This window comes from Ferdinandcohnia sp. GQ5 (assembly GCF_059759275.1).
This window is the reverse complement of the sequence record NZ_JCAXEW010000023.1, coordinates 54,171-80,641: the sequence shown is the minus strand read 5'-3', so window position 1 is coordinate 80,641 and position 26,471 is coordinate 54,171. Positions and strand designations below refer to the sequence as shown.

Genomic DNA, 26,471 nt, shown 5'->3' with positions numbered 1-26,471 from the left:
TCATCCTGAGCCAGGATCAAACTCTCCAATAAGAGTATTGATTGCTCAATAGTTAGTTACTTTTGAATTAAACGTTGACGCTTGTATTGTGTTCAGTTTTCAAAGAACTTTTTTGATCCGCCGCTCAGAAGCGACTTTATTAATATATCATGGTGATTTATTAATGTCAATAATATTTTTCAAAACTTTTTTGCCGGCTGATGTTTGTTTTTCAGCGGCGAAATATAATATAACATGAGGCTCAACCATCCGTCAACTCCAAAATGAAATATTTTATTAAAATAATAAAAACCCCTTCAAATATATGAAGGAGTTAAAGATTTTACTTTTTAACGTGATACGTTCTATGGAAAATTCCTTTCCCTTTTGTTTCTAGCTTTTCTACATTTATAAAGTGTTTTTCTACAAGGAATTCTAGATAAACCTCAAGGTCCACTGAGTAAACTTTAAGCTCAGGAAGCTCCATTATTTCACCGTAAGTCCAAGATTCATCTCTTTTAGAGAGTACATTTATGATATGACAAGCTCCACGTTTTGCCCTTGAATGTATGAGAAATTCGCTAGCTAAGAAGAGAAGCTCTAGTCGCTTTTCAAGTGATTCCTCGCTTTCCAAAAGTTCAATATATAGTTTATAAATTTGAGGATCAATTTGTTTTACTTGATTCCAGACTGTGACTTCAGGATGAAAGCCATTTTCGAAGATTGCTAGCCTAGCTAAATGATGGAGTGCATGAATGACATAATTGTATGCATCTAAATATTGCTTTGCATTAAAAAATGCTTTTCCATCCTGATAGCGACGAATTAGTTTTGCAAATTCCATACCCATTTTTATCTGTCTTTCTTCTGCAGGAAATTCATGTAGCTTGTTTCTTAAATTAATGATGTATTCATTTCGGTCAAATAGTACTTTTCCGTTTAAGATCCAGTTTACAATTTTCCGATTAGATCCTAATAGAAACCATTCTTTTATTTGACTTTCTTTTACAGTATATAAAGATGCTTTTCTATTGTCATAATTATAATGTTTGATGAACATATTCTTCTCATGCTCTTTTACAATGACGAGTAAGGCTATGTCAAAATAATCGGTATAAGTAAAAGCATCCTTCCCCTTTTCAATTAGAATGATCCCTAGTGTACTGGGTTGGCTTGCTCTTTCCTGATAAAGGGGGCGAAGTAAATCCTCCATTTTGATATCCTCCAATCAAATCCGTTGGGTATATATTTCGACGTCTAAAAAATAAAACCTTCACATCTTATGCAGAATCTTTTTTTTATTTTTATCTTTCTTTTTTATATTGTATAGTATATGAAGGAGGTTGGATTAAACATGGGTGTAAAGTATTCAAGTAAAATTAATAAAATTCGTTCTTTTGCTCTTGCTTTGATTTTCGTTGGATTTATTGTCATGTACGGGGGAATCTTTTTTAAAGAACATGTTATCGTAATGACAATATTTATGATTCTTGGCCTTATTTTTATTTTAGCCAGTACTGTTGTTTATTTCTGGATCGGCTTGCTTTCGACTCGAACAATTCAGGTAACTTGCCCTTCATGCAACAAGCCAACTAAAATGTTAGGACGAGTGGATGTTTGTATGTATTGTAAGGAACCACTAACTCTTGATCCGGAACTCGAAGGAAAAGAGTTTGATGAAAAATACAATAGTAAAAAATACACTAAAGTAGAAAAGTGAAAGCCGCTACTTATCGACGACCAGAAAAGGACAAGCACTGACAGAAGGTACAGATTAACTTCCGAAGTGATTGGATAATGACTTGCGTCAATGGCAACTTGACCTAAACAAAATAGAAAAAAGCTGACAGGATTACCTCGTCAGCTTTTTTAATGTGCGGCTTTCTTTTGACATTCTTGACATGAGCCGTAAATTTCCATTCTATGATGACTAACTTTAAAGCCTGTTACATGTGCTGCCAGTGCTTCCACTTCATCCAACCCTGGGTAATGGAAGTCCACAATTTTACCACATTCTTCACATATCACATGATAATGCTGAGTAGTGATAAAATCAAAACGACTTGATGAATCTCCGTAAGGTAATTCTTTCACTAAGCCCACTTCTTTGAAAACACGAAGATTGTTATACACGGTTGCAACGCTCATGTTTGGAAACTTTCCTTCAAGTGCTTTATAAATATCATCTGCAGTCGGGTGACTCATTGAATTAATTAAATACTCTAGTATCGCATGACGTTGCGGAGTGATTCGAACCCCGGTTTCTTTCAACGTATCAAGCGCTTCTTTCAAGTGATTGTCTGACACCGCCATGCACCTCTTTCTAGTAAACATTATTACTTTATAATCCTTATAATTAGTGTATCTCGCTCCGACCGCTTTTGTCAACATTTCTACCATTACTATATGACTAATCCGATTGAATTACGATTCTTTTTTAGAATAATTCACTGATGGAGAGTTGGTTCACCCTGGCCAAGCCTATGATTAACGTAGCGAGCCGCAACAAAAAGAAAATCAGAAAGTCGATTTAAGTAAGAGATAACTAAAGGATTTACCTGTTCTCCGATTGCAACTGCTTTTCTTTCAGCTCTTCTTACGATTGTTCTGGCAACATGGAAGGAAGCCCCTGCTTGGCTACCACCTGGTAGTACAAAGTTTGTTAGTGGGGGAATTTGTGCATCCCATTTATCGATTGCTGTCTCTAGAAGGGAAATATCCTCATCGGAAACTTTCCATTTAACTTCTTTCCCTGCAGGAGTTGCAAGTTCGGCGCCGACGTGAAATAAGGTCGTTTGAACCTTTTTAAACATCGACTCAACCTCTTCTTTTCCTTCAAATTTAGTATGGTGCAAGTGACTTAATCCTAATCCGATCATTGAATTCGCTTCATCACAGGTCCCGTATGCGTCAACACGTAAGTCAGTTTTTGAAACTCGCAGTCCATATACTAATGAGGTTGTGCCTTTATCCCCTGTTTTAGTATAGATTTTCATACTAATACCCCCGGTCTAAGTCAATTTTATTGATAAATTCACTGCCGTCTTGCTTAAAAATATGTAAGTTTTGTTCAAAAATCTCAAAGGATCGTGGTTGATAAAATTTTGATTTACTCGAGATATGTGGAGTAACTGTCACATTTTCAAGTGTCCAAAAAGGATGATTACTTGGTAGTGGTTCCTCTTCAAACACATCCAATACCGCGTGTGAAATCTTATTTGATTGAACCGCTCGTAATATGACTTCTTCTTTCACTAAATCGCCACGACCAATATTAATGAAGACTGCGTCTTTTTTCATTAAATCAAAATGAGTATCAGTTAGAATATATTTTGTTTCATCCGTACTCGGTAGGACAGAAACAAGATAATCTACATTTTCGCATACGTATTTAAGTCCATCATATTGAAGCATTTCATCAACAAATTCATGCTCGTTCCCGCTGCGATTTAATCCTATTACTTTCATATGAAAAGCTTTTGCTAATCGAGCTATTTCACCGCCAATCGCACCCACTCCCAGGATACCCAATGTCTTTCCATGTAACTCACCTACTGGAAAATTAGTCAGGCGATCCCAGCTTTTGTCTTTTTGCTGCTCAACGATTTTTTTATTTTTCTTTGTGACATGTAGCATCATCGAAAGTGTGTATTCGGACATTGGAATTTTGTGAATTCCCCGTACGTTTGTAACAAGAATCCCTTTTTCCTTAATCGCTTGAAAAGGCATTAGTTCTAGTCCTGCTGATATCACCATAATCCATTTTAAATTTTTGGCCATTTCAATATGTTCGGAGTTTAAGTCCTCCCCGTAGGTAAGTAAAATATCTGCTTTATGTAGTTCCGGTAAGGCCTCTTCTATATCTTCACAATAGATAAATTCTTCATCCGGAAACGCCTTTTTCATTTTTTCTGTGATTTCTTCTATCGGAATAAATGTTGATAAAATTCGCATTATTACGCCTCCTTATCTACTATAGTAACAACTTTCTAAAAGAAGTAAAACAAAAAAGGTGCGAGATTTCTCTCGCACAAAATTCGCTAACATCTGAGGAGGTATGCCCTACACTATAAGATACGTCGTCAAACTAAATGTGTATAGACGTTTAACACAATCCTTAAAAAATAGGCACTCCATCAGTCCGTCCATTTAAAGTATTTTAAACCGATGATTGTGGAAACAATTAGAATTCCACATAAGATTCCAATGTCAAGCAGTGCACCTGAAGTAAATAATGTTCCATTCCAGCCCTCTCTTAGAACATTTACTACGTAGGTAAGCGGTACGATTGCAGCAATCTTTTGAAGAATCTCTGGATAAGTTTCTAAGGGAATGGTTGCCCCTGATAAAAACATCATTGGATACATTGCAATCATGGCAACGCCTAATGCAGTTTGCATCCTCTTTGTAATGCTTGAAACAATAAAACCAATGGAGAAAAATGTGATTGCGCTAAATGTTAGTGCTACAAAAAATTCAAATGGATGCGAAGTTAGTTCTGAACCAAAACCAAATTTCGCAATAAAAAGTATTTCAATTCCCCCAACATAAATCGCGATAAAGCCTTTTATTATGGTTGCCATAAAGATTGCATGTTGATTGATTGGTGTTCCTTTTAAACGTTTGTATACACCTTTTTCACGGTCGATTACGATCTGCAGCCCCATTGAGAAGAAGGCTGTTGTAAAAATAATGATGGCCATCATACTTGGAATATACGCTTGGAAGTAATCTAGTCCTTCGTATGAATTCGATTCAAACATTAACCCGAAAACGATAAAACTGACGGCAGGGACAATAAATGTGAACAATAAAGCTAGGGTTTCGCGAAAAAATAATCTTAATTCCATTTTTGTATGTGTAATAATCGATTGCATTAGTTTTTCCTCCTTATTAAATCAAATGCGCCTTGGCGTATTTGCGCTCAGATTTTTTCGAGGTCGCTCGAAAAATCACATTTGAAAATCTGTGGCATCCGCCGAAGGCATAACTTTATTCAGTCAAGGTTCAAACCACTTCTGAATTGATTCTCCACCTAGAAATTAAGGACTCTTGCTGAATAAAGTTAGACTGCATATTTTAAGTAAACATCTTCCATCGTCCCTGCTCCTTGCAGGTAAGAATCGATTAAATTCTGTGGTTTGTCACAGGCAACAAGCTTTCCCTTTTTAATAATAGCGATTCTGTCACAGTGCTTTTGCGCTTCATCCATATAATGTGTTGATAAGAGTATTGTTTTTCCTTCGTCACGGTAACGGTTGATACAGGTCCATAGATCACGTCTTGCTTGTGGGTCTAACCCTGTCGTAGGTTCATCAAGAAAGATGATATCTGGATCATTTACTAGTGCTAAAGCCAGTGATGTACGCTGCCGCCAGCCCCCTGACAGATTTTTAACATATTTGTTTAGATAAGGTTTGAGTCCCAGAGTTTCAATGATTTCCTGTAAGTTTCGTGTCTTATCATAATAGGAACTAAACAATTTTAGTGCTTCTTTAACTTTGATTCGATCGTAAAGGGCTGTTTGCTGAAGCTGGATACCGATTTTTTGTTTGATTTCATTTGAGGCTTCTTCAACGTTCATTCCTAGTACTTTAACAGTACCTGTATCAGGTCTTCGAATTCCCATCATAATTTCAAGAGTAGTTGACTTTCCCGCTCCATTCGCACCGATAATTCCGAGTACTTCTCCTTTTTTTACTTGTAGGCTGATACCGTCAACAGCTTTCACATCACCATAACTTTTCGATATATTTGTAAGCTCAATAACAGATTGATACATCGTAAGGTCCTCCCTTTTGCTTTCCCTTTGTTTTGTTACTTTTATCTTAGTCAGCGAACCTTAACTCAACCTTAAGTGAGTCTTATATCTTGCTTAAAATTGAAAAAAGTATAGCCTGGGCTATACTTTTAGTGGGAGTTCGGTTATAAAATTGGTTTTTCCTTGTTTTGGTGTTGTGTCCACACGGATGTTTCCGTTATGTAGTTCAATGATTTTCTTTGTGATGGCAAGGCCAAGTCCTGAGCCTTCGTCGTTCATTCTGCTTTTATCGCCTCTTACGAAAGGATCGAATACTGTTCGGGCGATATCTTCTCTGATGCCGATACCATCGTCACCTATTTCAATTATTATTTTTTCTTCATTCTTAGTTAATTTGAGAAAAACTTTTGTTTCCTCAGGGTTATATTTGTTAATATTTTGCAGAAGGTTCGACAACGCCCTGTTTAACAGCTTTTGATCAAATGCGTGCATTATTTTTTCATTTGGTATATCGATCTCTAGCTCCATGTCCTTTTCCTCAAAAATATCATAATGCTCAGCAATGACTCCGCGGTAAAATTCACAAATATCTTTTTTCTCTTTTTGAATAGGAACATCAGGACTATCTAATTTTGAGAACATAAAAAGCTCATCGATTAATGACGTTACACGAATTGATTTCTCATAGATGTACCTTAAGTACTTCTTCGTTTGTTCCTCGTCTTTTACAAGCCCTTCATACAATACCTTGGAATACCCTTGAATTGTGGTGATAGGAGTTTTTAAATCATGTGAAATGTCTGCAAGCATTTGCTTTTTACTCTCTTCCAATCTTGTTTTTTCTCGATTCTTTTGTTCAAGCTCTTCCGCAGTTCGTTTCAAGTTTTCGCTCATTTCCTTATACTTTATCGAACCTTTCATGATAAATGGGAGGATGCTGCCACCAAACAAAGGTGGGCCAAAGTTAAGAATGGCGGAATATTCTCCTGAAAGGACAACCTGATAGATTAGGAACAGACCAAAAATTGTGAAGAGGCCACAAAGGACGTAGAGCATTTGCATTGGTAGACGAACCATCTGATACACAATAATGAATATCATGTAAATATACAATGGGTCATACGCAAAACCAAATAATAGAATGATTGACATCTGAATAAACATAAGTGGAAGTGTGTGCTGTGGGTTCCAATACACCTGTCGATAAGCTAAAACAAAGACTGTCACTAGCAATAGACCCAGTAATAGTTTCCCTTGTGATTCCTGAAATAAAAAGTAAAGTGGGAAAACCAGGTTTGCAATGTATAAATACGGGATTACTCCTTCTTGTTCTGGAAAGACCCGATAGATTAATTTTTTCATATATCTCTTCCTCTTAGTTTCATATACTTCTACTTTTTGCTCACAAATTTATACCCAAGGCCTCTTATCGTTTTTATATAGTTTGGTTTTTTGGGATTTTCCTCAAGCTTTTCTCTTAGCTTTGATATATGAACGTTAATCGTATTGTCTTCTTCCCCACCCATGTAATAATCATTCCATGCTCGTTCAAAGATTTGTTGTTTTGTATACACCCTACCAGTTGAACTCATTAATAACTCCAAGATTCGATATTCAATTTTTGTAAGTGGAATTGTCGCGTCACCCTTCCTAGCAGAATAGGTGCTCTCATCTAAGACGATATCTCCCACCTTTATAAGTAGGCTTTCAGATTGGGGTGTAGACTCCTGTTTATAACTATAGCTTCTTCTTAGCTGAGCCTGTACTCGAGCAATCACCTCTAATGGATTAAATGGCTTCGGAATGAAATCATCTGCTCCAAGGCCGAGACCTAGAATTTTATCGTTATCCTCGTTTTTTGCAGAAATGATGATGATAGGAATGTGCAAATTCTGTCTTACTTTCTTTATTAGCTGATAGCCGTTAATATTGGGCATCATTAGGTCGACAAGCATTAAATCAATACTTTCCTGCTCTATGATTTGAAGTGCTTCTCGCCCGTTAAAGGCTTCAAGAATTCTATAACTCTCTTTTTCTAAATAAAGACCTAGAAGCTCAACTATCTCAGGCTGGTCATCCACAATTAGTATAGTCCGATTCATCTGCATGCCCCTTTCTTCCATACAATTCCATTTTTATCTTCAGTATAACAAACTCAATGGAATCTTGGTGTATTTTTTTATGGAAGTTGTGCTTGTAGGACATGCTTTAGGTTTCGTTTGTGCCGCTGACCTATACTTGCGGGGCATACTCTACCTATTATCGGTCTAGCATGTACCACAAGACCGTTGTTAACGAACATGCTAAACTTGTTCTCTCACTAGCATGTACCGCTAAACCTTTCTTGCCTTACATGCTCAGACATTTTTCACTCTTGCTTGTACCGCTAACCCCCTTTATCCATTGACATTTGGAACTTTTTTGAAAGTACCATGTCAAGAGCACACGATATGACATCACACTTGGTTATTTTTGTAAAAACCCATGCCATAAACACACTATATACCATTACTTTTGGATATCTCTGTAAAATCTCATACAATAAACACACGATATGGCATCACTTTTGGATATCTCTGTAAAATCTTATACACTAAACATACGATATGGCATTACCTTTGTTAAACACTGGAAAACGTCATATCTAATATCCATCCCAATAAAAAAAGCCGCCCAGATCATCAGTTTTTCCACTGACTTTCTGGACAGTCTTATTGTAAATTATTTTAACTCAGCTAAAATTTCTTCGATTTTTGCAAGTTCAGATTGTAAACCGCCACCGCTTAGGTACCAAAGTACGCCATCTAGATACACGATTCGTTTGTTTTGATAAGCTTTCGTTTTCTGAATGATTTTGTTTTCCATATCTTTGTCGATATTAGATTGATCACCTACCGCAGCGGTACGGTCGATTACGAATAAGACTTCAGGATCAAATTCAAGAATTGCTTCAAAACCGAAGTTCGATCCATGAGAAGAAGATTCGATATTATTTGTTACTGGCTTGAACCCATAAATATCATAGATATAACCAAAGCGAGAGTTTTCTGCGAAACCAGATAATTTACCTTCATTGTACATTGTCACTAAAGAAGTCTCATAGTTGCCAGATAACGCCTTAACTTCTTCGATTGCAGAATCAATTTTTGCAATGTGCTCTTTTGCTTCATCTTCTTTATCAAACATTTTCGCTGCTACATCTACTGAAGCTAAAAATGTGTTCCAGTAGTCATCTTGTGAAGTTCCAACGAACACTACAGGTGCGATTTCACTTAGTTCCTCATAGAATGGAGATTGACGGCCAGAAATGAAAATCGCATCTGGACCGATTTCAGCGATATCTTCAAGTAATGGTTCTTTTAATGTCCCAACATTCACATAATCATCGCCCGCGTACTCTTCAAGGTTTTCTGGCAAACTAGAATCTTGTGGAACCCCTACAACTCCTTCAACACCAAGAGTATCTAGTGTATCTAGGAAACCATAATCAAATACAACAATCTTTTCTGGCATTGATTCAAATGTTACATCTTCAAAATTTATTGTACCCGCTTCTTCAGTGTCAGTTGAAGCAATTGTTGGTGAAATGGTAATTGGGTATTGACCTGTAGCTTCATTCGTTGTTTGTTCTCCTGCTACGTCAGTCTCATTTGTTTTTTCCTTTGTAGCCTCATCGTCATTGCCACAAGCTGTAAGCGCTACAGTTAGAGCTAAGATTGCACTTGCAAATTTCCATTTCTTCATTTTGATTCCTCTCCTTATTTAAACAATATGTAATTTCCTTACTAAAAATGAGAATCATTATCATTGATAACAATTCTCATTATAGATGCTTACAAAACTTCCGTCAATACTAAATCATTAAATTTTTTTTGAATATTTTTATTCCTATTTTTCCGCATTCACATGTACTTTATTGCCACTTGAACTCTCATTTATAAAAAAGACCCAGAGAATTGATTCTCTAGGTTTTATGCATGTGAATTGAAGTAAACACAGATCCGACAGCCATTTTGCTCTTGAATTGGGATATCCATATCGTAAATTTCACGTAAGGCGTCGGAATTAATGATTTCATGTGTAGGTCCATTTTTAACAAGCTTGCCATCTTTCAATGCAACGATTCGGTCTGAATATACTGATGCGAAATTGATATCATGCAAGACAATAACAACTGTTTTGCCAAGCTCATCAACAAGCTTTCGTAGGATCTTCATTATTTGAACAGAGTGCTTCATATCAAGGTTATTTAATGGTTCATCAAGCAGTACATAGTCCGTATCCTGAGCAATTACCATTGCGATAAATGCACGTTGTCTTTGTCCACCTGATAATTCATCTAAGAATTTATCTTGGATATCAACTAGGTTCATATATTCGAGAGCTTGATCAATGAATTTTTCGTCCACATCTGTAAGGCGCCCCTTTGAATAAGGATAGCGACCAAATGCAACTAGCTCACGGATTGTTAATCGTACATTTAAATAATTCGATTGTTTCAAAATCGAAACACGTTGTGCAAACTCAGAAGATTTCCACTTCTGTACATTATTTTTATCTAGTAAAACTTCCCCAGTATCAGCATCTAATAAACGACTTACCATCGAAAGAAGCGTGGATTTACCAGCACCATTCGGCCCGATAAACGATGTAATCGTACCTGGTTCAATTGTTATGGTTACATCCTCGACAACTGGCTTCTTACCAAAATACTTGGATAATCCTTTGATTTCAATCATCATGCTGACCTACTTTCTCTTAATAGTAAGTAAATGAAGTAAATACCACCAACAAAGTTAATGATGACACTTAATGTCGTACGTAGTTCAAAAATATGTTCAACCAGGAATTGGCCACCTACAAGGGCAATAATCCCCATTAAGCTTGCTCCTAATATTAAAATGGAGTGCTTATATGTGACTAAGTATTGATATGCAAGGTTTGCTACGATTAAACCGAAAAATGTTATCGGGCCAACCAACGCAGTTGCCGTTGCAATTAACACAGATGATAGAATTAATATATTCATGACCATCTTGTCATAATTCACACCCAAGTTCATTGCGTTTTCACGACCAAGGGACATGACATCTAATTTATCCATGATTAAATATCCGTAAATAAAGGCGATTAATAAGATACCAATCGCGATATATAACAGTTCTGCCTTCACATTTGTAAAGGTAGCAAATAAGCGATTTTGTAATGCTAAATATTCAACTGGGTCAATCATGACTTGTAAAAATGTCACGAGACTTCCCAAAAGAGTTCCTATTATCATTCCTATTAATAACAGTAGATAGATTGGATGTTTATCAGACCTGAATAGGAAGCGATATAAAATTAGTGCAAATAATACCATTGCTAATATCGCAGCGCCAAAGTTTAAATACTTATTTAATACCCAAATCGACATGGAGCCCGCAAAGAAATAGATTAAGGTTTGAACGACTTCATACATTGAGTCGAGTCCCATAACTGAAGGTGTTAGAATCCGGTTTTGCGTAATTGTTTGGAATACAACGGTTGAGTATGCAATTGCAATTCCTGTAACAACCATTGCAGAAACACGGATCATTCGTTTAGGAAATGCGTAATCAAATCCACCTTTTAAATCATAAAACCCATATAATAAAATACATACGATTGCGATGACAGCTAAGAGAATCAATTTAGTACTATTTCGCATATGCTCTCCCCCTAAATAACATAAATAAGAAGATCGCACTGCCGATTACTGCAACTGTTACATTGACTGGAATCTCGTAAGGATGGACTATGACTCTACCTAAAATATCACAGATTAATAGAAACACAACTCCTAATGCTGCTGTATGAGGAATTGTTTTTCGTAAATTATCCCCTAAATAAAGTGATACGATATTCGGTACAATTAATCCTAAAAATGGAATGACCCCAACCGTTAAAACAACAGTTGTTGAAATAATCGCTACTAGGATAAGGCCGATATTTAATACTACCTTATAGCTCAATCCTAAATTCTTCGCAAAATCCTCACCCATACCAGCAACGGTAAACTTATTAGCAAATATATACGCTAATATAATCGTTGGGACTGCTATATATAGAAGCTCGTAACGTCCTGCAATTATTAATGTGAAGCTTCCCATTAACCAGGACGAAATGTTCTGAATAAGGTCTGCTTCATATGCAAAGAACGTCGCGATTGATGATAAGATATTTCCGTACATAATCCCGATTAACGGGACAAAAATAGCATCTTTAAATTTAATCTTGTCTAGAATTTGCATGAAGATAAATGTACCTACTAGAGCAAATGCAAAACTAAAAATAATCTGTTGTGTGTAAGTTACATTTGTAAAGAATAGCATTGATATTAAGATCCCAAGCTTTGCTGCATCTAATGTACCTGCAGTTGTTGGAGATACGAACTTGTTTCTGCTTAAACTTTGCATAATTAAACCTGCAATACTCATTCCTGCTCCAGCTAGGATTATCGCCATTAAACGAGGAACACGGCTTATTAAGAATATCTGCGTCTCATCAGATTCCCAATCAAGCAGGTCCATCGGTGTAATATCAATAGCCCCAATAAATAGCGAAATGAAAGACAGGACAATGCCAATAATGATTAACATCCATAGTCTCATTTGTAAATCCTCATAACATGTGTATTCTTAGTGTGATAAATGAAAACGATTATCATTACTAATAATTTCATTATAAGTAATGAAAATTGTAAAATCAACCTTGAAATAGGAATACGGGTGGCTCCTCATTCGCCACCCGTAAACATTCGAACTGTTATTCTCACTACAGTTTAAGTCGATACATCGATGAAAGTCCCCAACTTAATTCTTATTATTTTCACAAAACTTTCACAATTAATTCAGGTGTTCTTTGATATATGTAAGAGCTTCTTTGACATGGCCTTTGACGGAAACTTTCCGCCATTCTTTTACAAGATTTCCTTCTTTATCAATGACGAATGTGGAACGTTCGATTCCCATGTACTCCTTGCCGAAGTTTTTCTTCAGCTTCCAAACTCCATATTTCTCTGCTACTTCATGATCCTCATCTACCAATAAAAGAAATGGAAGATCATATTTATCAATGAATTTTTTATGTCGCTCAAGTGAGTCAGTGCTTACCCCAAGAATTACAGTATCAAGCCCACCAAAGCTTTCGTGCGCATCCCTAAAATCACAAGCCTCTGTTGTACAACCTGGTGTCATATCTTTTGGATAAAAATATAGCAATACATTCTTTCCTTTAAAATCTGCTAATGAAACTGTTTCTCCGTTACTCGCTGTTGCTGTAAATTCAGGCGCCTTTTGTCCAACTTCAATTGTCATTTCGATTACCTCCTGTTTTTCCTATTAAGAATAGGGTACATAATTTATAGAAGATATACAAATAATCAGGACGGTATTTGTTTTAAAGGTATTCGTGCTAAAATAGAATAGTTGATTTCAAAGCTAGGAGGAAGGACATAAATGAATTTTTCAAAATCAGAAGAGTTATATAGTGAAGCATTGGAGCACATCGTTGGTGGTGTAAATAGTCCGTCACGTTCATATAAGGCAGTGGGCGGCGGTGCACCCGCGGCGATGGAACGTGCAAAGGGTGCTTACTTTTGGGATGTAGATGGGAATAAATACATAGATTATTTGGCTGCTTATGGTCCAATTATTACAGGTCATGCCCATCCTCATATTACCGAAGCCATTACAAAAGCTGCTGAAACGGGTGTGCTATACGGAACACCGACTCCACATGAAGTAAAGTTTGCAAAAATGCTAAAGGAAGCTATTCCAGGGATGGATAAAGTACGTTTTGTAAACTCCGGTACGGAAGCAGTTATGACAACAATCCGTGTGGCACGCGCGTATACAAATAGAACAAAGATCATTAAATTTGCAGGTTGCTATCACGGACATTCTGACCTTGTGCTTGTAGCTGCTGGTTCAGGCCCTTCCACATTAGGAACCCCAGATTCTGCTGGTGTCCCAAAGAGCATTGCACAAGAAGTAATCACGGTTCCTTTCAATGATATTGAACCATTTAAAGAAGCCCTTGCTAAATGGGGTTCGGAAATTGCCGGAGTACTTGTTGAGCCAATTGTAGGGAACTTTGGAATTGTCGAGCCTAAAGAAGGCTTTTTAGAACAAGTACTTGAGCTTTCTCATGAAGCAGGTGCACTCGTTATTTTTGATGAGGTCATTACAGCTTTCCGTTTTATGTATGGAGGTGCTCAGAATCTATTAGGCATTACACCAGATTTAACAGCGTTAGGAAAAATCATTGGTGGCGGACTTCCAATAGGCGCATATGGCGGTAAAAAAGAAATTATGGAACAGGTAGCTCCACTTGGGCCAGCATATCAAGCAGGAACGATGGCTGGCAATCCAGCATCCATGCTATCAGGAATCGCTTGTTTAGAAGTGCTTCAGGAAGAAGGATTGTATGAAAAATTAGATCGACTCGGTGCAATCCTTGAAGAAGGAATTTTACAGCATGCATCTACCTACAATGTTCCAATTACAATTAACCGATTAAAAGGCGCATTGACGATTTTCTTTACGAATGAAAAAGTTGAAAACTATGAGCAGGCAGAAAATACAGACGGCGAAATGTTTGGTCGTTTCTTTAAATTAATGCTTAGCCAAGGCATCAATCTTGCCCCTTCAAAATATGAAGCATGGTTCTTAACGATTGCTCATACCGAAGAAGATATAATTGAGACATTAAAAGCAGTTGAATATGCGTTCAAGAATTTATAAGGTGTTTATTGGAAACCTGCCGTGGGGCAGGTTTTTTTTGATTTCTAGCTTTATTTTATGCTATTGTCCATAAATTTTTATTATTAGCCGTATTTTTGATTTATTAGCCAAAAAACTAAAGCTAATAGCCGTATTTTAATTTTATCGGCCATATTTTAAATTTCCGCAATAGAAGAGAAAAAACTTTGTACATTCAACAAAATACCAAATTACAACGGGCCTCGACTAGGACATGTTTCTCTTGCTATAAGCATAAAATCATTGTATGATACTGTATTGGTTTAGATTATGGAAAAAAAGCTAAATATAAGATGATGTTCAAAAAGTCCGGTAAAAATGACGCATCGAATTTCTTCGTTGGCTTGCTTTTGCGTTCCTTGGAAAAGAAAACCACTTTTCCGGCGTGCGATGTGGAATCAAGGAAGTAATATTCCTTATGCTCACGTATCAAACACATACGTGCCACTACTCGGGAGCTACACCGCCTTGAACTTTCGACGCACAGGATGTGCTAGTGTCGGCGTCGCCACAGGACGTGGCGCTTTCGCCGACGAGGTCCTTTTTATCCTCCTTTTTGAACACGTAGATAAGGAAACAGCTTTTTTATAGAAAGGATTCGTATAAATGAAATTTGGTGCCCGCATGTTAAAAACGGGAATAGCCATTACCCTTGCGTTAATGTTAGCAAAGCTTCTTGAATTACCTTCCCCGGTATTTGCTGGGATTGCTGCTGTTTTTGCGATTCAACCTTCGATATACCGTTCTTACTTAACTGTGATTGAACAGGTTCAAGCCAACGTGATCGGTGCGTTCTTTGCAGTTATGTTTGGAATGTACTTTGGCAATAATGCATTTATCATTGGACTAACTGTTGTTCTTGTTATCGCGATTAACCTGAGGTTTAAGATGGAGAAGACGATCTCAGTCGCAATCGTAACCGTCATCGCTATCATGGAAAGTCCTAGTGAACAATTTATTGAGTTTGCAAGTCTTCGCTTTCTTGCAATCTTATTGGGAATTTTGTCCGCGTTTTTAGTCAACCTTGTTTTTCTCCCACCTAAATATGAGAAAAAACTATATGATGCCATTGTCGAGCAATGCGAGGAAATCTTTAAATGGGTGCGAGTTAGTACAAGGCATGCATCCGAATATAATACGTTAAAAGATGATATCGACAAAATTAAAGAAAACATCATACAAATTGATCAGCTATTTCTCCTATATAAAGAGGAACGGAATTATTTTAAAAAGGTAGAATACGAAAAGTCTAGAAAGCTTGTTTTGTTTCGACAAATGATTGTTTGTACAAACCGAGCATTAGACACACTAAAAAAGCTCCATAAGCATGAAAATGAACTACACGATTTGCCGATTCCGTTTCAGCAATTTTTTGTAAAAGAAATTGATGATCTCCTTCATTTTCACGAGCAAATATTATTAAAATTTGTTGGTAAGGTAAAGGTTCAAGCCCCAGAAGAGCTAAAGCAGGATTTTGCATTTGATCGAAAAAAGATCATTGATACCTTGTTTAATCAACAAAAGCCAGCGAATGAAGAAGATGAAGAGGCATGGTATCACCTGATGACACTTGCATCGACCATCTTTGAATACTCTGAACAGCTTGAAAGATTGGATACATTGGTAGATAGCTTTCAAAGTTTTCACAATGAAGTTATCGTGGAAGAAGCGAATAAAGAGTAAAAAACAGCTAACACAAGTTAGCTGTTTTTTTATTGTTTCATCTTCGGGTCTAATGCATCCCTCAACCCATCACCCATTAAGTTAAAGCCAAGCACCGTCAGCATGATTGCAATCCCTGGGAAAATCATTGTCCACGGAGCCTGCGTTAAGTAATTCTTTGAATCAGCAAGCATTTTACCCCATTCTGGATTTGGTGGCTGAGCTCCCATCCCTAAAAATCCGAGTGCTGCTGCTTCAATAATGGCAGTCGCAATCGCCAATGATGCCTGGACGATGATTGGCGCCATACTGTTCGGTAGAATATGATGAAACAAAATTCTTCGGTCCTTCATACCAACAGCCCGGGCAGCGGTTATATATTCCTCTTCCTTTACACTTAACACCCTCGATCGAATCAACCTTCCAAAGTTCGGTACATTGATGATCGCAATAGCAATTAATGCATTTCGAAGTGAAGGCCCTAGGATTGCAACAATGGCTAAAGCGAGTAAGATACTTGGAAAAGCTAGCAATATATCAAACATTCGACTAATCAGGTTATCTACCCAACGGCCATAATATCCTGCTAGGATTCCAAGTAAACTTCCCACGATTGCGGAGCCCATAACAGCAAAGAAACCCACCCGTAATGAAATTCTTGCCCCATAAATGATTCTTGATAAGATGTCCCTTCCAAAATCATCTGTTCCGAGCCAGTGATCACTGGAAGGCGGTTGAAGTCGATTTGCCAGATTTTTCTCATCGATTCCTTGAGGCGCAATGAGTGGTGCAAAAATGGCAAGTATGATAAAAAAGAAAACAATACAAGTTCCCACAATTGCTAATTTATTTTTACGAAAGCTTCTCCACGCTTCCTTCCATGGAGAAATAACACCATCATTATTTTTCATCGACATATCCGTTTGAGCTAACTCTGTCATCTAATCACCCCTTCCCTATTTTTTAACGATATTTAATTCGCGGATCGATAACCGCATATAAAAGATCTACGATTAAATTGATAAAAACAAAGAAGGTCGCGACTACTAAAATACCTGACTGAATCACCGGGTAATCACGATAATTAATAGCTTCATAAATATATCTTCCAATTCCTGGCCAACCAAATATCGTTTCTGTTAAAATAGCTCCACCAAGTAATAAACCTGTTTGTAAACCGATCACCGTTAAAACTGGAATGACCGCATTTTTCAAGGAGTGCTTGTACACGACCCAAAACATCTTGACTCCCTTTGCACGTGCCGTTCTTACGAAGTCTGAACGCATCACCTCAAGCATGCTAGAACGTGTAATACGTGCGATTATTGCCATTGGAATGGTTGCTAGCGCGACACTCGGTAGGATTAAATGCTTTAAGACCGTCACAAATTGATCAGTTCTCCCGTTAATTAGAGTATCTATTAAATAAAGACTGGTAATTGAATCAACTGGGTCACGCACATTTTCTCTGCCGGTGGTTGGTAATAGATCTAATTGAAGTGCAAATGCCCACTGCTCCATTAACCCTAACCAAAAAATGGGCATCGATACACCAATTAAGGCAAGGACCATTGCAGTGTAATCAAACCAAGAATTCTGAAACCAAGCGCTTATAATTCCAGCGTTAACTCCTATTACAATTGCAATAATCATCGCAACAAGGGTTAACTCAATTGTTGCGGCTAGATAGGGCCAAATCTCATCACTTATAGCCGTTTTCGTCCGAATAGATTCACCTAAATCACCGGTCAAGAGGCCCTTGATATACTCGAAATATTGAATGTATAAAGGTTGATCAAGACCAAGTTTTGTTGTCAGCGCGGCAATGGCTTCCTCGGTAGCACGCTGGCCAAGGATGATTTGTGCCGGATTTCCAGGGATTAGGTGAATAATTGAAAAAACAACAAGAGTCATGCCAATTAACACTGGAATGACCATTCCAATTCTTCGTAATGTATATGCGAACAAGGTTATCACCTCTTTTATTGGAAAAGTAGACGTCAAAGAGGAGAATAAATCTCCCCTTTGATCTGTCTCAAACATTCATCTTTTACTCAAATTCAACCTTTGTCAAAATATCAGAACCAGTTGGGTGTGGTAACAGTCCTTTTAGGTTTTTCTTTCCTGCTAGTAGTGGTGTTGAATGAACCAATGGTGCCCATGGAGAATCTTCATGGATAATTTCCTGAGCTTTTTTATACAACTCATTTCGTTGCTCTTGATCTGGAATGGTTTGGGCTTCAATTAAAATATCATGAAGCTCATCATTACTGTAATACGAATAGTTGTTACTACCGATGCTATCTTTATCTAATAATGTATAAATAAAGTTATCTGGGTCTCCATTGTCCCCTGTCCAACCTAACATGTAGGCATCAAATTCTCCTTTGCTAGCTTGTTCCAAGTACGTTCCCCAATCAACTGATTTAATTTCTGCCTTAACACCGATCTCAGCAAAGCTTGATTGGATAACCTCTGCAACTTTCATTCCATCAGGCATATATGGACGTGGAACAGGCATTGCCCAAAGCTCCATTTCAAACCCATCCGGATAACCTGCCTCAACTAGTAATTCTTTCGCTTTTTCGAGATCATATGGATATGGTTCAATATCATCGTTATACCCTTCTAAAGCTGGTGGAAGTGGATTCTTAGCAGGTTCGGCAAGGCCTCCATAAAACGCTGCAATAATTCCTTCTTTATCAATCGCATGATTTAATGCTTGACGAACGAGTTTATTATCAAAAGGTGGTCTATTGACTGTAAAACCTAAGTAACCAACATTCATGGACGGTCGCTCAAATGTTTGTAAATCAGGATTTCCTTCAATTTGAGTTAAATCTGAAGGGTTTACGCCATCCATTAAATCAATTTCACCTGCAAGTAATGCATTAAGGCGAGCTGAATTTTCTGGAATTGATCTAAATATAATTTTCTCTAATTTCGGATAGCCTTCCATCCAATAATCAGGGTTCTTTTCTAATGTAATTCTGTCATTTTCTTTCCATTCAACAAATTTAAATGGACCTGTACCTACTGGATTTTTCATAAAGTCTCCACCGAATTTCTCAAGTGCAGTAGGACTTGCAATACCGAATGGGGACATCGCAAGGTTCTTTAAGAAAGGAGCTTGTGGACGATTTAATATAAATTTAACCGTAAAATCGTCTTCAGCAATTACTTCTTTTATCACATGACCTTCATCCCCTTTAAATCCTCCAAACATGGTGTAATAAGGGAATTGGTCAGCATCTCCATTCATCCAACGCTCGAAGTTCTTAACCACGGCATCTGCATTAAAATCCGTACCATCATGGAATTTAACCCCTTCACGAAGCTTCAGTGTATATTCAAGCCCGTCTTCAGAAGGTGTCCACTCAGTTGCCAGACCTGGTTGTAAAGTGGTGTCTTGTTCTCCATAGTTTATTAAGGTTTCGAAGATATTCACCGTTACCTTAAAAGTTTCCCCCTCCGTGGTTGAAATTGGATCTAGAGAAACAGAATCCCCACCACGACCAAATACAAGCTCTTTTTGCACTTCTCCTGTTGGAGTCTCTTCTTTTGGCTTATCTCCCTCATTTTGATTTTCGCTTCCTTCTTCACTTCCTCCACTACAGCCTACTAAAGCTGTCGATATAAGGAGCAGGAATAAAATTGAGACTAGTATACCTTTCCTCTTAAACAATGAAATTCCCCCTTGTAGCTTTTTTATTATCATGAATGCTACGAGTCATTCGTAGAGATGACAAGCAACAAAATGACCTTCTTCCACTTCCTTAAACTCTGGGCGTGTCGTCTTGCAAATATCCATGCAACTGTTGCATCTTGTGTGAAATGTACAACCTGCAGGTGGGTTTGATGGGCTTGGAATCTCCCCGATGATCCCAACCGACTCATTTTTATAATCTGGGTCTGGAATTGGCACAGCTTCAAGCAAGCTTTTTGTATATGGATGTAGGGGTTTATTGTAAAGCTTCTCACTATCAGTCAATTCTATGATTCTTCCTAAATACATCACGCCCACTCTATCACTTATATGCCGCACTACCCCTAAATCATGTGCAATAAATATATAGGTGAGGTCATATTTCTTTTGCAGATCCTCCATAAGGTTTAATACCTGTGATTGAATCGACACATCGAGAGCGGAAACTGGCTCGTCTGCAATAATAAGGGAAGGATTAGTCATTAATGCCTTTGCAATACCAATACGCTGTCGCTGTCCTCCACTAAATTGGTGCGGATATCGTTTTGCATGATAACTACTTAATCCTACGACCTCTAGCATTTCTTGGACTCTACGCTTTCGTTCCGTTCTATCACCAATTCCGTGAACGATAAGAGGCTCCTCTAGTATTTTTTCGACAGTATGCCTTGGATTAAGGGAAGCGTATGGATCCTGAAAAATAATTTGCATATCACGTCTGAGCTTCCTCATCTCTGATAATGATAGATTTGTAACATCCTGATCATTAAATAGAACCTGCCCTTCCGTTGGGTCTAAAAGCCGTAAGATAAGTCTTCCTGTTGTAGATTTTCCACACCCACTTTCTCCAACGATCCCTAGGGTTTCGCCCTTATTCACAAAAAAGGAAAGTCCATCAACGGCCTTTACATCTCCAACTTTTTTTCCAAACACACCACCGTTAACCGGAAAATACTTTTTTAAATTATGGACTTGTAGTAAAGGCTGTGTCATGATTGCTCTCCTCCTCTCGAGTTTGCAAAAAACAGCGAACACGATGACCTCTATCACCAACCCTATAAAGCTCTGGATTTTCAGATGAGCATCTTTCAAATGCAAATTCACATCTCTCAGCAAAACGACACCCATGCCTGATTGAACCAGGCTTTGGCACATTACCAGGAATTGAATAAAGGCGTTCATTCTTATTGCGAATATCAGGAACTGATTTTAATAATCCTTTCGTGTATGGATGCTTCGGATTTTTAAAAATGGATGAGACTTCGCCTTCTTCCACAATCTTTCCGGCATACATGACAACCACTCGTTCACATATTTGCGCAACAACGCCTAAATCATGTGTTATGAGCATAATGGCAGTATTCATCTCAACGTTCAATTCCTTCATTAGCTTCAAAATCTGTGATTGAATCGTAACGTCTAAGGCAGTTGTTGGCTCATCGGCGATTAATAGTTTTGGGTTGCATGCCATCGCCATTGCAATCATTACTCTTTGACGCATACCTCCAGATAATTGATGGGGATATTCCTCCATTAATTCCTCTGCTCGCGGAAGGCCGACACGTTTCATAATTTCAATAGCCTTCAAACTGGATTTCTTTTTACCCCATTTCCTATGTATCTTTATCCCCTCTATCATTTGATTACCGATTGTAAATAAAGGATTAAGAGAAGTCATGGGTTCCTGAAAAATCATCGCGATTTCATTTCCCCTAATTTGACGCATCTTTTTCTCAGAGTAATGGATGATATTTTCACGATTAAAAATAATTTCACCACCGACAACTTTGCCAGGAGGATTTGGAACTAGTCCCATTATCGATAAGGATGTGACACTTTTCCCGCAACCTGATTCTCCAACCACCCCGAGAATTTCCCCTTCTTTTATATGAAAGTCAATGTTGTCAACCGCTGGTATTTCTCCTTCATCAGTAAAAAATGAGGTGCGTAAACCTTTTACCTCAATTATTTTTTCCCCCATCTATCACACCTGCCTTTACAAGAAGTTTTATTAAAAAGGTGGACGAATTATTACAATAATGTAAAAAAAAGGCCCCGAGAAACGAAGGAATTTTATCCTATAATTCGACAGGATTTCCCTGGAAATAACAACAAGATCTCATTCAAAGCAGAAACCCGTCGAATTTGAAGATAAAAAAGATGCGGAAGTTTATCCACGGGTTCCGTTTTGAATTAATAACCGGCCAATTATCACATCAATAGGCATACGAATTTCTAATGTGTAGTAACAGTTAAAATCATAGTCAAAAAAGCTAAGTCTACGGACAAATGAAGGTGAAAATTTTTGCAGGGGTTTGGATGTTTTGGGATTTTCAGACAAGGGGTGGCATATTTAATTCTGGTGTGTCGGAAGTTTGGCGATCTTCAGACAAACGGGTGGCAGAATCTGTGCGGGGGTGTCCGAAGTTCGTGGATTTTCAGACAAAAGAAGGCGGATTCAGTGCAGGGGTGTCCGAAGGTGAAGTAACTTCAGACAAGGATTAGTAAATTCAACGTGAGTGTGTCCGATGTTTGGGGATCTTCAGACTCTGGAATGCGGAATCTGTGCAGGGGTTTCCGAAGTTCGTCGATCTTCAGACAACGGTTGGCATATTCACCGCGAGGGTGTCCGAAGTTTGATGATCTTCAGACAAGGGAAGCTGAAATCAGTACGAGTGTGTCCGAAGTTTGGAGATCTTCAGACAACGGTTGGCATATTCACCGCGAGTGTGTCCGAAGTTTGATGATCTTCAGACAAGGGAACGCGAAATCAGCTCGAGTGTGTCCGAAGTTTGGGGATCTTCAGACAAGGGAAGGCGAAATCAGCGCGAGTGTGTCCGAAGTTTGGGCATCTTCAGACAAAGTAATGCGAAATCAGTGCGAGTGTGTCCGAAGTTTAGATATCTTCAGACAAGGGAAGCTGAAATCAGTGCGAGTGTGTCCGAAGTTTGGAGATCTTCAGACAAGGGAACGCGAAATCAGCTCGAGTGTGTCCGAAGTTTGGGGATCTTCAGACAAGGGAAGGCGAAATCAGCGCGAGGGTGTCCGAAGTTTGAGGATCTTCAGACTCTGGAATGCGGAATCTGTGCAGGGGTGTCCGAAGTTTGTCAATCTTCAGACAACGGTTGGCATATTCACCGCGAGGGTGTCCGAAGTTTGATGATCTTCAGACAAGGGAAGGCGGAATCAGGGCGGGGGTGTCCGAAGGTCTAGTAACTTCAGACAATCGGTGGCATATTCAACGCGAGTGTGTCCGAAGTTTGGGGATCTTCAGACAGTGAAAGGCGGAATCAGTGCAGGGGTGTCCGAAGGTGAAGTAGCTTCGGACATAAGTCGGCAAAATCTGCACAAGTGTGTCTCTGAAACCAAATAATTCCTCTAATATTAGGCGTTAATTTATCGAAAAAAATTAAAGCGTGAATTCATAGGTGAATTCACGCTAAAAAATATATTGTGTTTTATGTTCTGCTCCCTGAATTGGAACCTATTAAAGTATTCCCTGTCTTCGTTAATCATCAAGTTGTTGTACTTGGAAAAGGTTGAAATAATGTCCTTTTTGGCTCATTAATTCGGCATGCGTTCCGACTTCTACGATTTCACCATGCTCAATTAAGACAATTTTATCGGCATGTGTAATCGTGGATAACCGATGAGCAACGATAAAAGTAGTACGATTTTTTGCTAATTCTTCTAGTGATTCCTGAATGAGGTGTTCACTTTCCAGATCCAATGCTGAAGTTGCTTCATCCCAGATTAGTAATGGCGGATTTTTTAAGAATACGCGAGCAATTGCAATTCGTTGTTTTTGTCCACCAGACAGCTTTACGCCTCGTTCCCCTACTTTTGTATCATACCCTTGAGGGAGATTTTCGATAAATTCATGGGCATTAGCTGCTTTAGCTGCTTCAATAACTTCTTTGTCAGTTGCTCCTGGTTTACCAAGCAGAATATTATGCTTGACGGATTCACTAAATAAAAAGGTGTCCTGATGGACCATCCCAATTTTATCACGAAGACTTCTTACCTTAAAAGAACGAATATCCGTCCCATCTAATAAGATTCTTCCTCCAGTTACATCGTAGAATCTTGGTACTAAGCTGACCAGTGTCGACTTTCCTCCACCACTCATTCCGACTAGAGCAACTGTTTCTCCACTTTGAATGTTAAGATTAATATCCTTTAGAACGACTTGATCGTCGTCATCATCGCCATAAGAAAATGTTACATTTTCAAAACTCATGTTTCCGGCTACATTTTTACATTCAATCGCATTCGGCAAGTCGACGATATCATACTTTTCATCTATAAATTCAAATACACGATCCATCGAAGCAAGGGCTTGTGTTAATGTTGTTGATGAGTTTACAAGTCGTCTTAACGGGTTGTAGAGTCGATCAATATAAGCGACAAACGCAACCAAAGTTCCGACTGTTAAATCACCTTGAATCACTTGAAAGCCTGCATACCCGATGACAAGCAATGGAGCGATATCTGTTATCGTATTAACGACAGCAAAGGTTTTTGCATTCCAGCTTGTATGGTCTAATGCCTTTTGTAGAAAATTGCTGTTTTGTTTATCAAATAGCCTTTGTTCATGATCTTCAATTGCAAAACTTCGGATAACAGGAATCCCTTGCACACGTTCATGAAGATACCCTTGTACCTCAGCCAATGCCTGTGATCTTGATCTTGTAAGATGGCGAAGTCTGCCATAAAAATACTTAATCGAAAAGCCATAAAGTGGAAACAAAATAATAGAAACGATTGTTAATGGAATATCGAGTGTTAGCATAATCGCAATTGCAATAAAAATTGTAAACAGATCAAGCCATAAGTTCATTAATCCAGTAATGACAAATGTTTTCGTTTGCTCCACATCATGAATAACCCTAGATATTACTTCACCCGCTCGTGTATTGGCATAATACCTTAGACTTAGCTTTTGTATATGATCAAAAAGCTGGTCACGGATATCATAGAGGATTTTACTACCGACCCACTGTGCATAATATTGACGATAATATTCAACGGGTGGCCGCAGTACAAGAAAAATAAATAACATGATTCCCATCGCTAAGAAAAGTTTCGATAGTTTTTCATCTTGTGTAAGATCTGCAGCGATGACATCATCCAATACATATTTCAGTAATAGTGGAGTGAGCATTGGAATCGAGAATTTTATGATACCAATGATAATTGTGATAAAGATTTGAAACCGGTACGGCTTCACAAATTTCATATAACGTCTAGTACTCCCCAATCCCCTGACCTTCCTTCTAGTTGTTGTACAATCAATTACCCGAAAAACAATCGGGTTAAAATTTGAAAACCTGTTGTTATTTTCAACAGGTTTTAGAGGTTATTCAATTGCGCCTTTACATATTTGCGCGCAGATTTTTAGGCCCACACGATGTCGGTCACAAAGATGTTGCCACAGGAAGTGGCGGTTTTAGTCTTTGATTTATTGCTCGAAAAAAATTCATAAAAATCTGTGGCATCAGCCGGAGGCTTAACATTATTCAATAGAAGTTGGGACTTCTACTGAATAATGTTAACTTCGATAGGTTAGATAGCGCTCGTACCAGATATCAATAAAATCCGGTGCAAATGGACCTTTACGCCCACGAATCCATTGGATAAGCTTGTCCACATTATTTTTTAATATCTTATCGATGACATCAGGATAATTCATTTCACGACGATGCTTTTCATACTCATCCTCGTCTAATAAGATAAATGTCATATCTGGAAAAACCTTTATATCCAAATCATAATCGATATATTTCAATGCTTCATCATCGGAAATAAACGGGGAACTGATATTACAATAATAATAAACCCCATCCTCACGTATCATTCCGATAATATTAAACCAATGGCGCGCATGAAAATAACATATAGCCGGTTCACGTGTAATCCAAGTCCGGCCGTCGGACTCTGTCACAGTTGTGCGGTCATTCCCGCCTATGACTATGCTTTGTGTACCCTTAAGCACTCTAGTTTCTTCCCAAACACGGTGAATATGGCCATTATGTTTATAACTATGGATTTGTATTTTATCTCCTTCCATGGGAATACCCATTCTCTCTCCCTACTTTCACTTTGGGCAGCTTTGTCTTATACATTTCTAAATCTTCCAAAATTTGATATAGATTTTGTATATTATTCGATAGGTTTAATGCCGAACTCCCATATCGAACGTATTAAAACAAAGAAAAACCTTTTTCTATTATTATAACGGTTAGTCACATTTTTTAAAACAAAAGAGCCATCGTTATTTTTCGATGACTCTTTTACGCAACATATTTAGACAGTTTGATGGATTTTGCCTTGATAGGATCGAATAACTTCTTCCGTTTGTTGCTGGAATAAGTCATGGATCTGCGTTAGCTCATCTTGCATACGTTTTATCTCTTCTTGGATCGGCTGGAGTTCAGTTTCTTTTTGAAGTTCTAAAATTTGCTTCTCTAGTTCTTGGCATCTTTCAATTTCAGATTGAATGAAAAGTAGCTTATCCATTGTTTTTAACTGTTCACCAACAAGGGCATTAAAATCGCTCATCATGTGATCCTCCTAATTG

24 protein-coding genes are annotated in these 26,471 nt (G+C 38.0%); 3 read left to right on the top strand and 21 right to left on the bottom strand.

What is annotated here, in order from left to right; all coding sequences use genetic code 11:
* Positions 1–322: 322 nt before the first annotated feature.
* Positions 323–1,192, bottom strand: a complete 870-nt coding sequence (locus tag AC6CHV_RS22655; protein ID WP_498079734.1) for a nucleotidyltransferase-like protein — start codon at positions 1,190–1,192, stop codon at positions 323–325.
* Positions 1,193–1,333: 141 nt separating this feature from the next.
* Here AC6CHV_RS22655 and AC6CHV_RS22650 point away from each other — a divergent pair, with 141 nt between their 5' ends.
* Positions 1,334–1,699 (top strand): DUF2614 family zinc ribbon-containing protein, encoded by a 366-nt coding sequence (locus AC6CHV_RS22650; protein WP_498079733.1) that lies wholly within the window; start codon positions 1,334–1,336, stop codon positions 1,697–1,699.
* 149 nt (positions 1,700–1,848) lie between these two features.
* On the opposite strand, the gene perR is transcribed toward AC6CHV_RS22650, so the two are convergent.
* The 12 genes from perR to bcp all read right to left on the bottom strand — a co-directional run bounded on the left by perR (position 1,849) and on the right by bcp (position 13,077).
* Positions 1,849–2,292, bottom strand: a complete 444-nt coding sequence (gene perR / locus AC6CHV_RS22645; RefSeq protein ID WP_099364767.1) for a peroxide-responsive transcriptional repressor PerR — start codon at positions 2,290–2,292, stop codon at positions 1,849–1,851.
* Positions 2,293–2,426: 134 nt separating this feature from the next.
* A complete protein-coding gene (locus tag AC6CHV_RS22640; protein ID WP_498079732.1) occupies positions 2,427–2,975 on the bottom strand; it encodes a cob(I)yrinic acid a,c-diamide adenosyltransferase in 549 nt (182 codons plus the stop codon).
* A gap of 1 nt (position 2,976) precedes the next feature.
* Positions 2,977–3,933, bottom strand: coding sequence for an NAD(P)-dependent oxidoreductase (locus AC6CHV_RS22635; protein ID WP_498079731.1), 957 nt, complete (start codon positions 3,931–3,933; stop codon positions 2,977–2,979).
* A gap of 182 nt (positions 3,934–4,115) precedes the next feature.
* Positions 4,116–4,856 (bottom strand): ABC transporter permease, encoded by a 741-nt coding sequence (locus AC6CHV_RS22630; protein WP_498079730.1) that lies wholly within the window; start codon positions 4,854–4,856, stop codon positions 4,116–4,118.
* A 188-nt stretch (positions 4,857–5,044) separates the two neighbouring features.
* Positions 5,045–5,761: an ATP-binding cassette domain-containing protein gene (locus AC6CHV_RS22625; RefSeq protein ID WP_498079729.1), complete on the bottom strand. Its 717-nt coding sequence runs from the start codon at positions 5,759–5,761 to the stop codon at positions 5,045–5,047.
* A gap of 120 nt (positions 5,762–5,881) precedes the next feature.
* A complete protein-coding gene (locus AC6CHV_RS22620) occupies positions 5,882–7,102 on the bottom strand; it encodes an ATP-binding protein (protein WP_498079728.1) in 1,221 nt (406 codons plus the stop codon).
* Between the two features lie 29 nt (positions 7,103–7,131).
* A complete protein-coding gene (locus AC6CHV_RS22615; RefSeq protein WP_498079727.1) occupies positions 7,132–7,842 on the bottom strand; it encodes a response regulator in 711 nt (236 codons plus the stop codon).
* Between the two features lie 619 nt (positions 7,843–8,461).
* Positions 8,462–9,484 carry an ABC transporter substrate-binding protein gene (locus AC6CHV_RS22610; RefSeq protein WP_498079726.1) on the bottom strand — a complete coding sequence of 341 codons (1,023 nt, stop codon included), beginning with the start codon at positions 9,482–9,484 and terminating at the stop codon, positions 8,462–8,464.
* A gap of 227 nt (positions 9,485–9,711) precedes the next feature.
* Positions 9,712–10,479, bottom strand: coding sequence for an iron ABC transporter ATP-binding protein (locus AC6CHV_RS22605; RefSeq protein ID WP_304217830.1), 768 nt, complete (start codon positions 10,477–10,479; stop codon positions 9,712–9,714).
* Positions 10,479–11,429: an iron chelate uptake ABC transporter family permease subunit gene (locus AC6CHV_RS22600; RefSeq protein ID WP_341332686.1), complete on the bottom strand. Its 951-nt coding sequence runs from the start codon at positions 11,427–11,429 to the stop codon at positions 10,479–10,481. Before AC6CHV_RS22600 ends, AC6CHV_RS22605 begins: the two co-directional genes overlap by 1 nt.
* Entirely contained in the window at positions 11,419–12,372 is a 954-nt protein-coding gene (locus AC6CHV_RS22595; RefSeq protein ID WP_498079725.1) for an iron chelate uptake ABC transporter family permease subunit, read from the bottom strand. Before AC6CHV_RS22595 ends, AC6CHV_RS22600 begins: the two co-directional genes overlap by 11 nt.
* A gap of 234 nt (positions 12,373–12,606) precedes the next feature.
* The gene (bcp, locus tag AC6CHV_RS22590) at positions 12,607–13,077 is read right to left on the bottom strand and encodes a thioredoxin-dependent thiol peroxidase (RefSeq protein ID WP_498079724.1); all 471 of its coding nucleotides are present in this window, start codon (positions 13,075–13,077) and stop codon (positions 12,607–12,609) included.
* A 141-nt stretch (positions 13,078–13,218) separates the two neighbouring features.
* On the opposite strand from bcp, the gene AC6CHV_RS22585 reads away from it, so the two are divergent.
* On the top strand, positions 13,219–14,505 hold the full coding sequence (locus tag AC6CHV_RS22585; RefSeq protein ID WP_341332688.1) for a glutamate-1-semialdehyde 2,1-aminomutase: 1,287 nt from the start codon (positions 13,219–13,221) through the stop codon (positions 14,503–14,505).
* A 624-nt stretch (positions 14,506–15,129) separates the two neighbouring features.
* Complete coding sequence (locus AC6CHV_RS22580; protein ID WP_440273975.1) at positions 15,130–16,206, top strand: FUSC family protein; 1,077 nt, start codon at positions 15,130–15,132, stop codon at positions 16,204–16,206.
* A gap of 29 nt (positions 16,207–16,235) precedes the next feature.
* Here AC6CHV_RS22580 and nikC read toward each other — a convergent pair whose 3' ends face one another.
* The 8 genes from nikC to AC6CHV_RS22540 form a co-directional block, all read right to left on the bottom strand.
* Complete coding sequence (nikC, locus tag AC6CHV_RS22575; RefSeq protein ID WP_099364780.1) at positions 16,236–17,126, bottom strand: nickel transporter permease; 891 nt, start codon at positions 17,124–17,126, stop codon at positions 16,236–16,238.
* A gap of 22 nt (positions 17,127–17,148) precedes the next feature.
* Positions 17,149–18,153 carry an ABC transporter permease gene (locus tag AC6CHV_RS22570; RefSeq protein ID WP_341332690.1) on the bottom strand — a complete coding sequence of 335 codons (1,005 nt, stop codon included), beginning with the start codon at positions 18,151–18,153 and terminating at the stop codon, positions 17,149–17,151.
* Between the two features lie 82 nt (positions 18,154–18,235).
* The gene (locus tag AC6CHV_RS22565) at positions 18,236–19,903 is read right to left on the bottom strand and encodes an ABC transporter substrate-binding protein (RefSeq protein ID WP_498079723.1); all 1,668 of its coding nucleotides are present in this window, start codon (positions 19,901–19,903) and stop codon (positions 18,236–18,238) included.
* Between the two features lie 12 nt (positions 19,904–19,915).
* Positions 19,916–20,884, bottom strand: coding sequence for a dipeptide ABC transporter ATP-binding protein (locus tag AC6CHV_RS22560; protein ID WP_498079722.1), 969 nt, complete (start codon positions 20,882–20,884; stop codon positions 19,916–19,918).
* Entirely contained in the window at positions 20,856–21,872 is a 1,017-nt protein-coding gene (locus AC6CHV_RS22555) for an oligopeptide/dipeptide ABC transporter ATP-binding protein (protein WP_498079721.1), read from the bottom strand. Before AC6CHV_RS22555 ends, AC6CHV_RS22560 begins: the two co-directional genes overlap by 29 nt.
* A gap of 1,527 nt (positions 21,873–23,399) precedes the next feature.
* Positions 23,400–25,151 carry an ABC transporter ATP-binding protein gene (locus tag AC6CHV_RS22550; RefSeq protein ID WP_440273976.1) on the bottom strand — a complete coding sequence of 584 codons (1,752 nt, stop codon included), beginning with the start codon at positions 25,149–25,151 and terminating at the stop codon, positions 23,400–23,402.
* Between the two features lie 291 nt (positions 25,152–25,442).
* Positions 25,443–25,973, bottom strand: a complete 531-nt coding sequence (ntdP, locus tag AC6CHV_RS22545) for a nucleoside tri-diphosphate phosphatase (RefSeq protein ID WP_099352806.1) — start codon at positions 25,971–25,973, stop codon at positions 25,443–25,445.
* A gap of 224 nt (positions 25,974–26,197) precedes the next feature.
* Positions 26,198–26,452: a YgaB family protein gene (locus AC6CHV_RS22540; protein ID WP_341332695.1), complete on the bottom strand. Its 255-nt coding sequence runs from the start codon at positions 26,450–26,452 to the stop codon at positions 26,198–26,200.
* Positions 26,453–26,471: the final 19 nt, after the last annotated feature.

Coding starts and splice junctions, on each gene's coding strand:
- AC6CHV_RS22655 (WP_498079734.1), bottom strand. CDS start 1,192: ATGGAGGATTTACTTCGCCCCCTTTATCAGGAAAGAGCAAGCCAACCC.
- AC6CHV_RS22650 (WP_498079733.1), top strand. CDS start 1,334: ATGGGTGTAAAGTATTCAAGTAAAATTAATAAAATTCGTTCTTTTGCT.
- perR (WP_099364767.1), bottom strand. CDS start 2,292: ATGGCGGTGTCAGACAATCACTTGAAAGAAGCGCTTGATACGTTGAAA.
- AC6CHV_RS22640 (WP_498079732.1), bottom strand. CDS start 2,975: ATGAAAATCTATACTAAAACAGGGGATAAAGGCACAACCTCATTAGTA.
- AC6CHV_RS22635 (WP_498079731.1), bottom strand. CDS start 3,933: ATGCGAATTTTATCAACATTTATTCCGATAGAAGAAATCACAGAAAAA.
- AC6CHV_RS22630 (WP_498079730.1), bottom strand. CDS start 4,856: ATGCAATCGATTATTACACATACAAAAATGGAATTAAGATTATTTTTT.
- AC6CHV_RS22625 (WP_498079729.1), bottom strand. CDS start 5,761: ATGTATCAATCTGTTATTGAGCTTACAAATATATCGAAAAGTTATGGT.
- AC6CHV_RS22620 (WP_498079728.1), bottom strand. CDS start 7,102: ATGAAAAAATTAATCTATCGGGTCTTTCCAGAACAAGAAGGAGTAATC.
- AC6CHV_RS22615 (WP_498079727.1), bottom strand. CDS start 7,842: ATGAATCGGACTATACTAATTGTGGATGACCAGCCTGAGATAGTTGAG.
- AC6CHV_RS22610 (WP_498079726.1), bottom strand. CDS start 9,484: ATGAAGAAATGGAAATTTGCAAGTGCAATCTTAGCTCTAACTGTAGCG.
- AC6CHV_RS22605 (WP_304217830.1), bottom strand. CDS start 10,479: ATGATTGAAATCAAAGGATTATCCAAGTATTTTGGTAAGAAGCCAGTT.
- AC6CHV_RS22600 (WP_341332686.1), bottom strand. CDS start 11,429: ATGCGAAATAGTACTAAATTGATTCTCTTAGCTGTCATCGCAATCGTA.
- AC6CHV_RS22595 (WP_498079725.1), bottom strand. CDS start 12,372: ATGAGACTATGGATGTTAATCATTATTGGCATTGTCCTGTCTTTCATT.
- bcp (WP_498079724.1), bottom strand. CDS start 13,077: ATGACAATTGAAGTTGGACAAAAGGCGCCTGAATTTACAGCAACAGCG.
- AC6CHV_RS22585 (WP_341332688.1), top strand. CDS start 13,219: ATGAATTTTTCAAAATCAGAAGAGTTATATAGTGAAGCATTGGAGCAC.
- AC6CHV_RS22580 (WP_440273975.1), top strand. CDS start 15,130: ATGAAATTTGGTGCCCGCATGTTAAAAACGGGAATAGCCATTACCCTT.
- nikC (WP_099364780.1), bottom strand. CDS start 17,126: ATGACAGAGTTAGCTCAAACGGATATGTCGATGAAAAATAATGATGGT.
- AC6CHV_RS22565 (WP_498079723.1), bottom strand. CDS start 19,903: ATGATAATAAAAAAGCTACAAGGGGGAATTTCATTGTTTAAGAGGAAA.
- AC6CHV_RS22560 (WP_498079722.1), bottom strand. CDS start 20,884: ATGACACAGCCTTTACTACAAGTCCATAATTTAAAAAAGTATTTTCCG.
- AC6CHV_RS22555 (WP_498079721.1), bottom strand. CDS start 21,872: ATGGGGGAAAAAATAATTGAGGTAAAAGGTTTACGCACCTCATTTTTT.
- ntdP (WP_099352806.1), bottom strand. CDS start 25,973: ATGGGTATTCCCATGGAAGGAGATAAAATACAAATCCATAGTTATAAA.
- AC6CHV_RS22540 (WP_341332695.1), bottom strand. CDS start 26,452: ATGAGCGATTTTAATGCCCTTGTTGGTGAACAGTTAAAAACAATGGAT.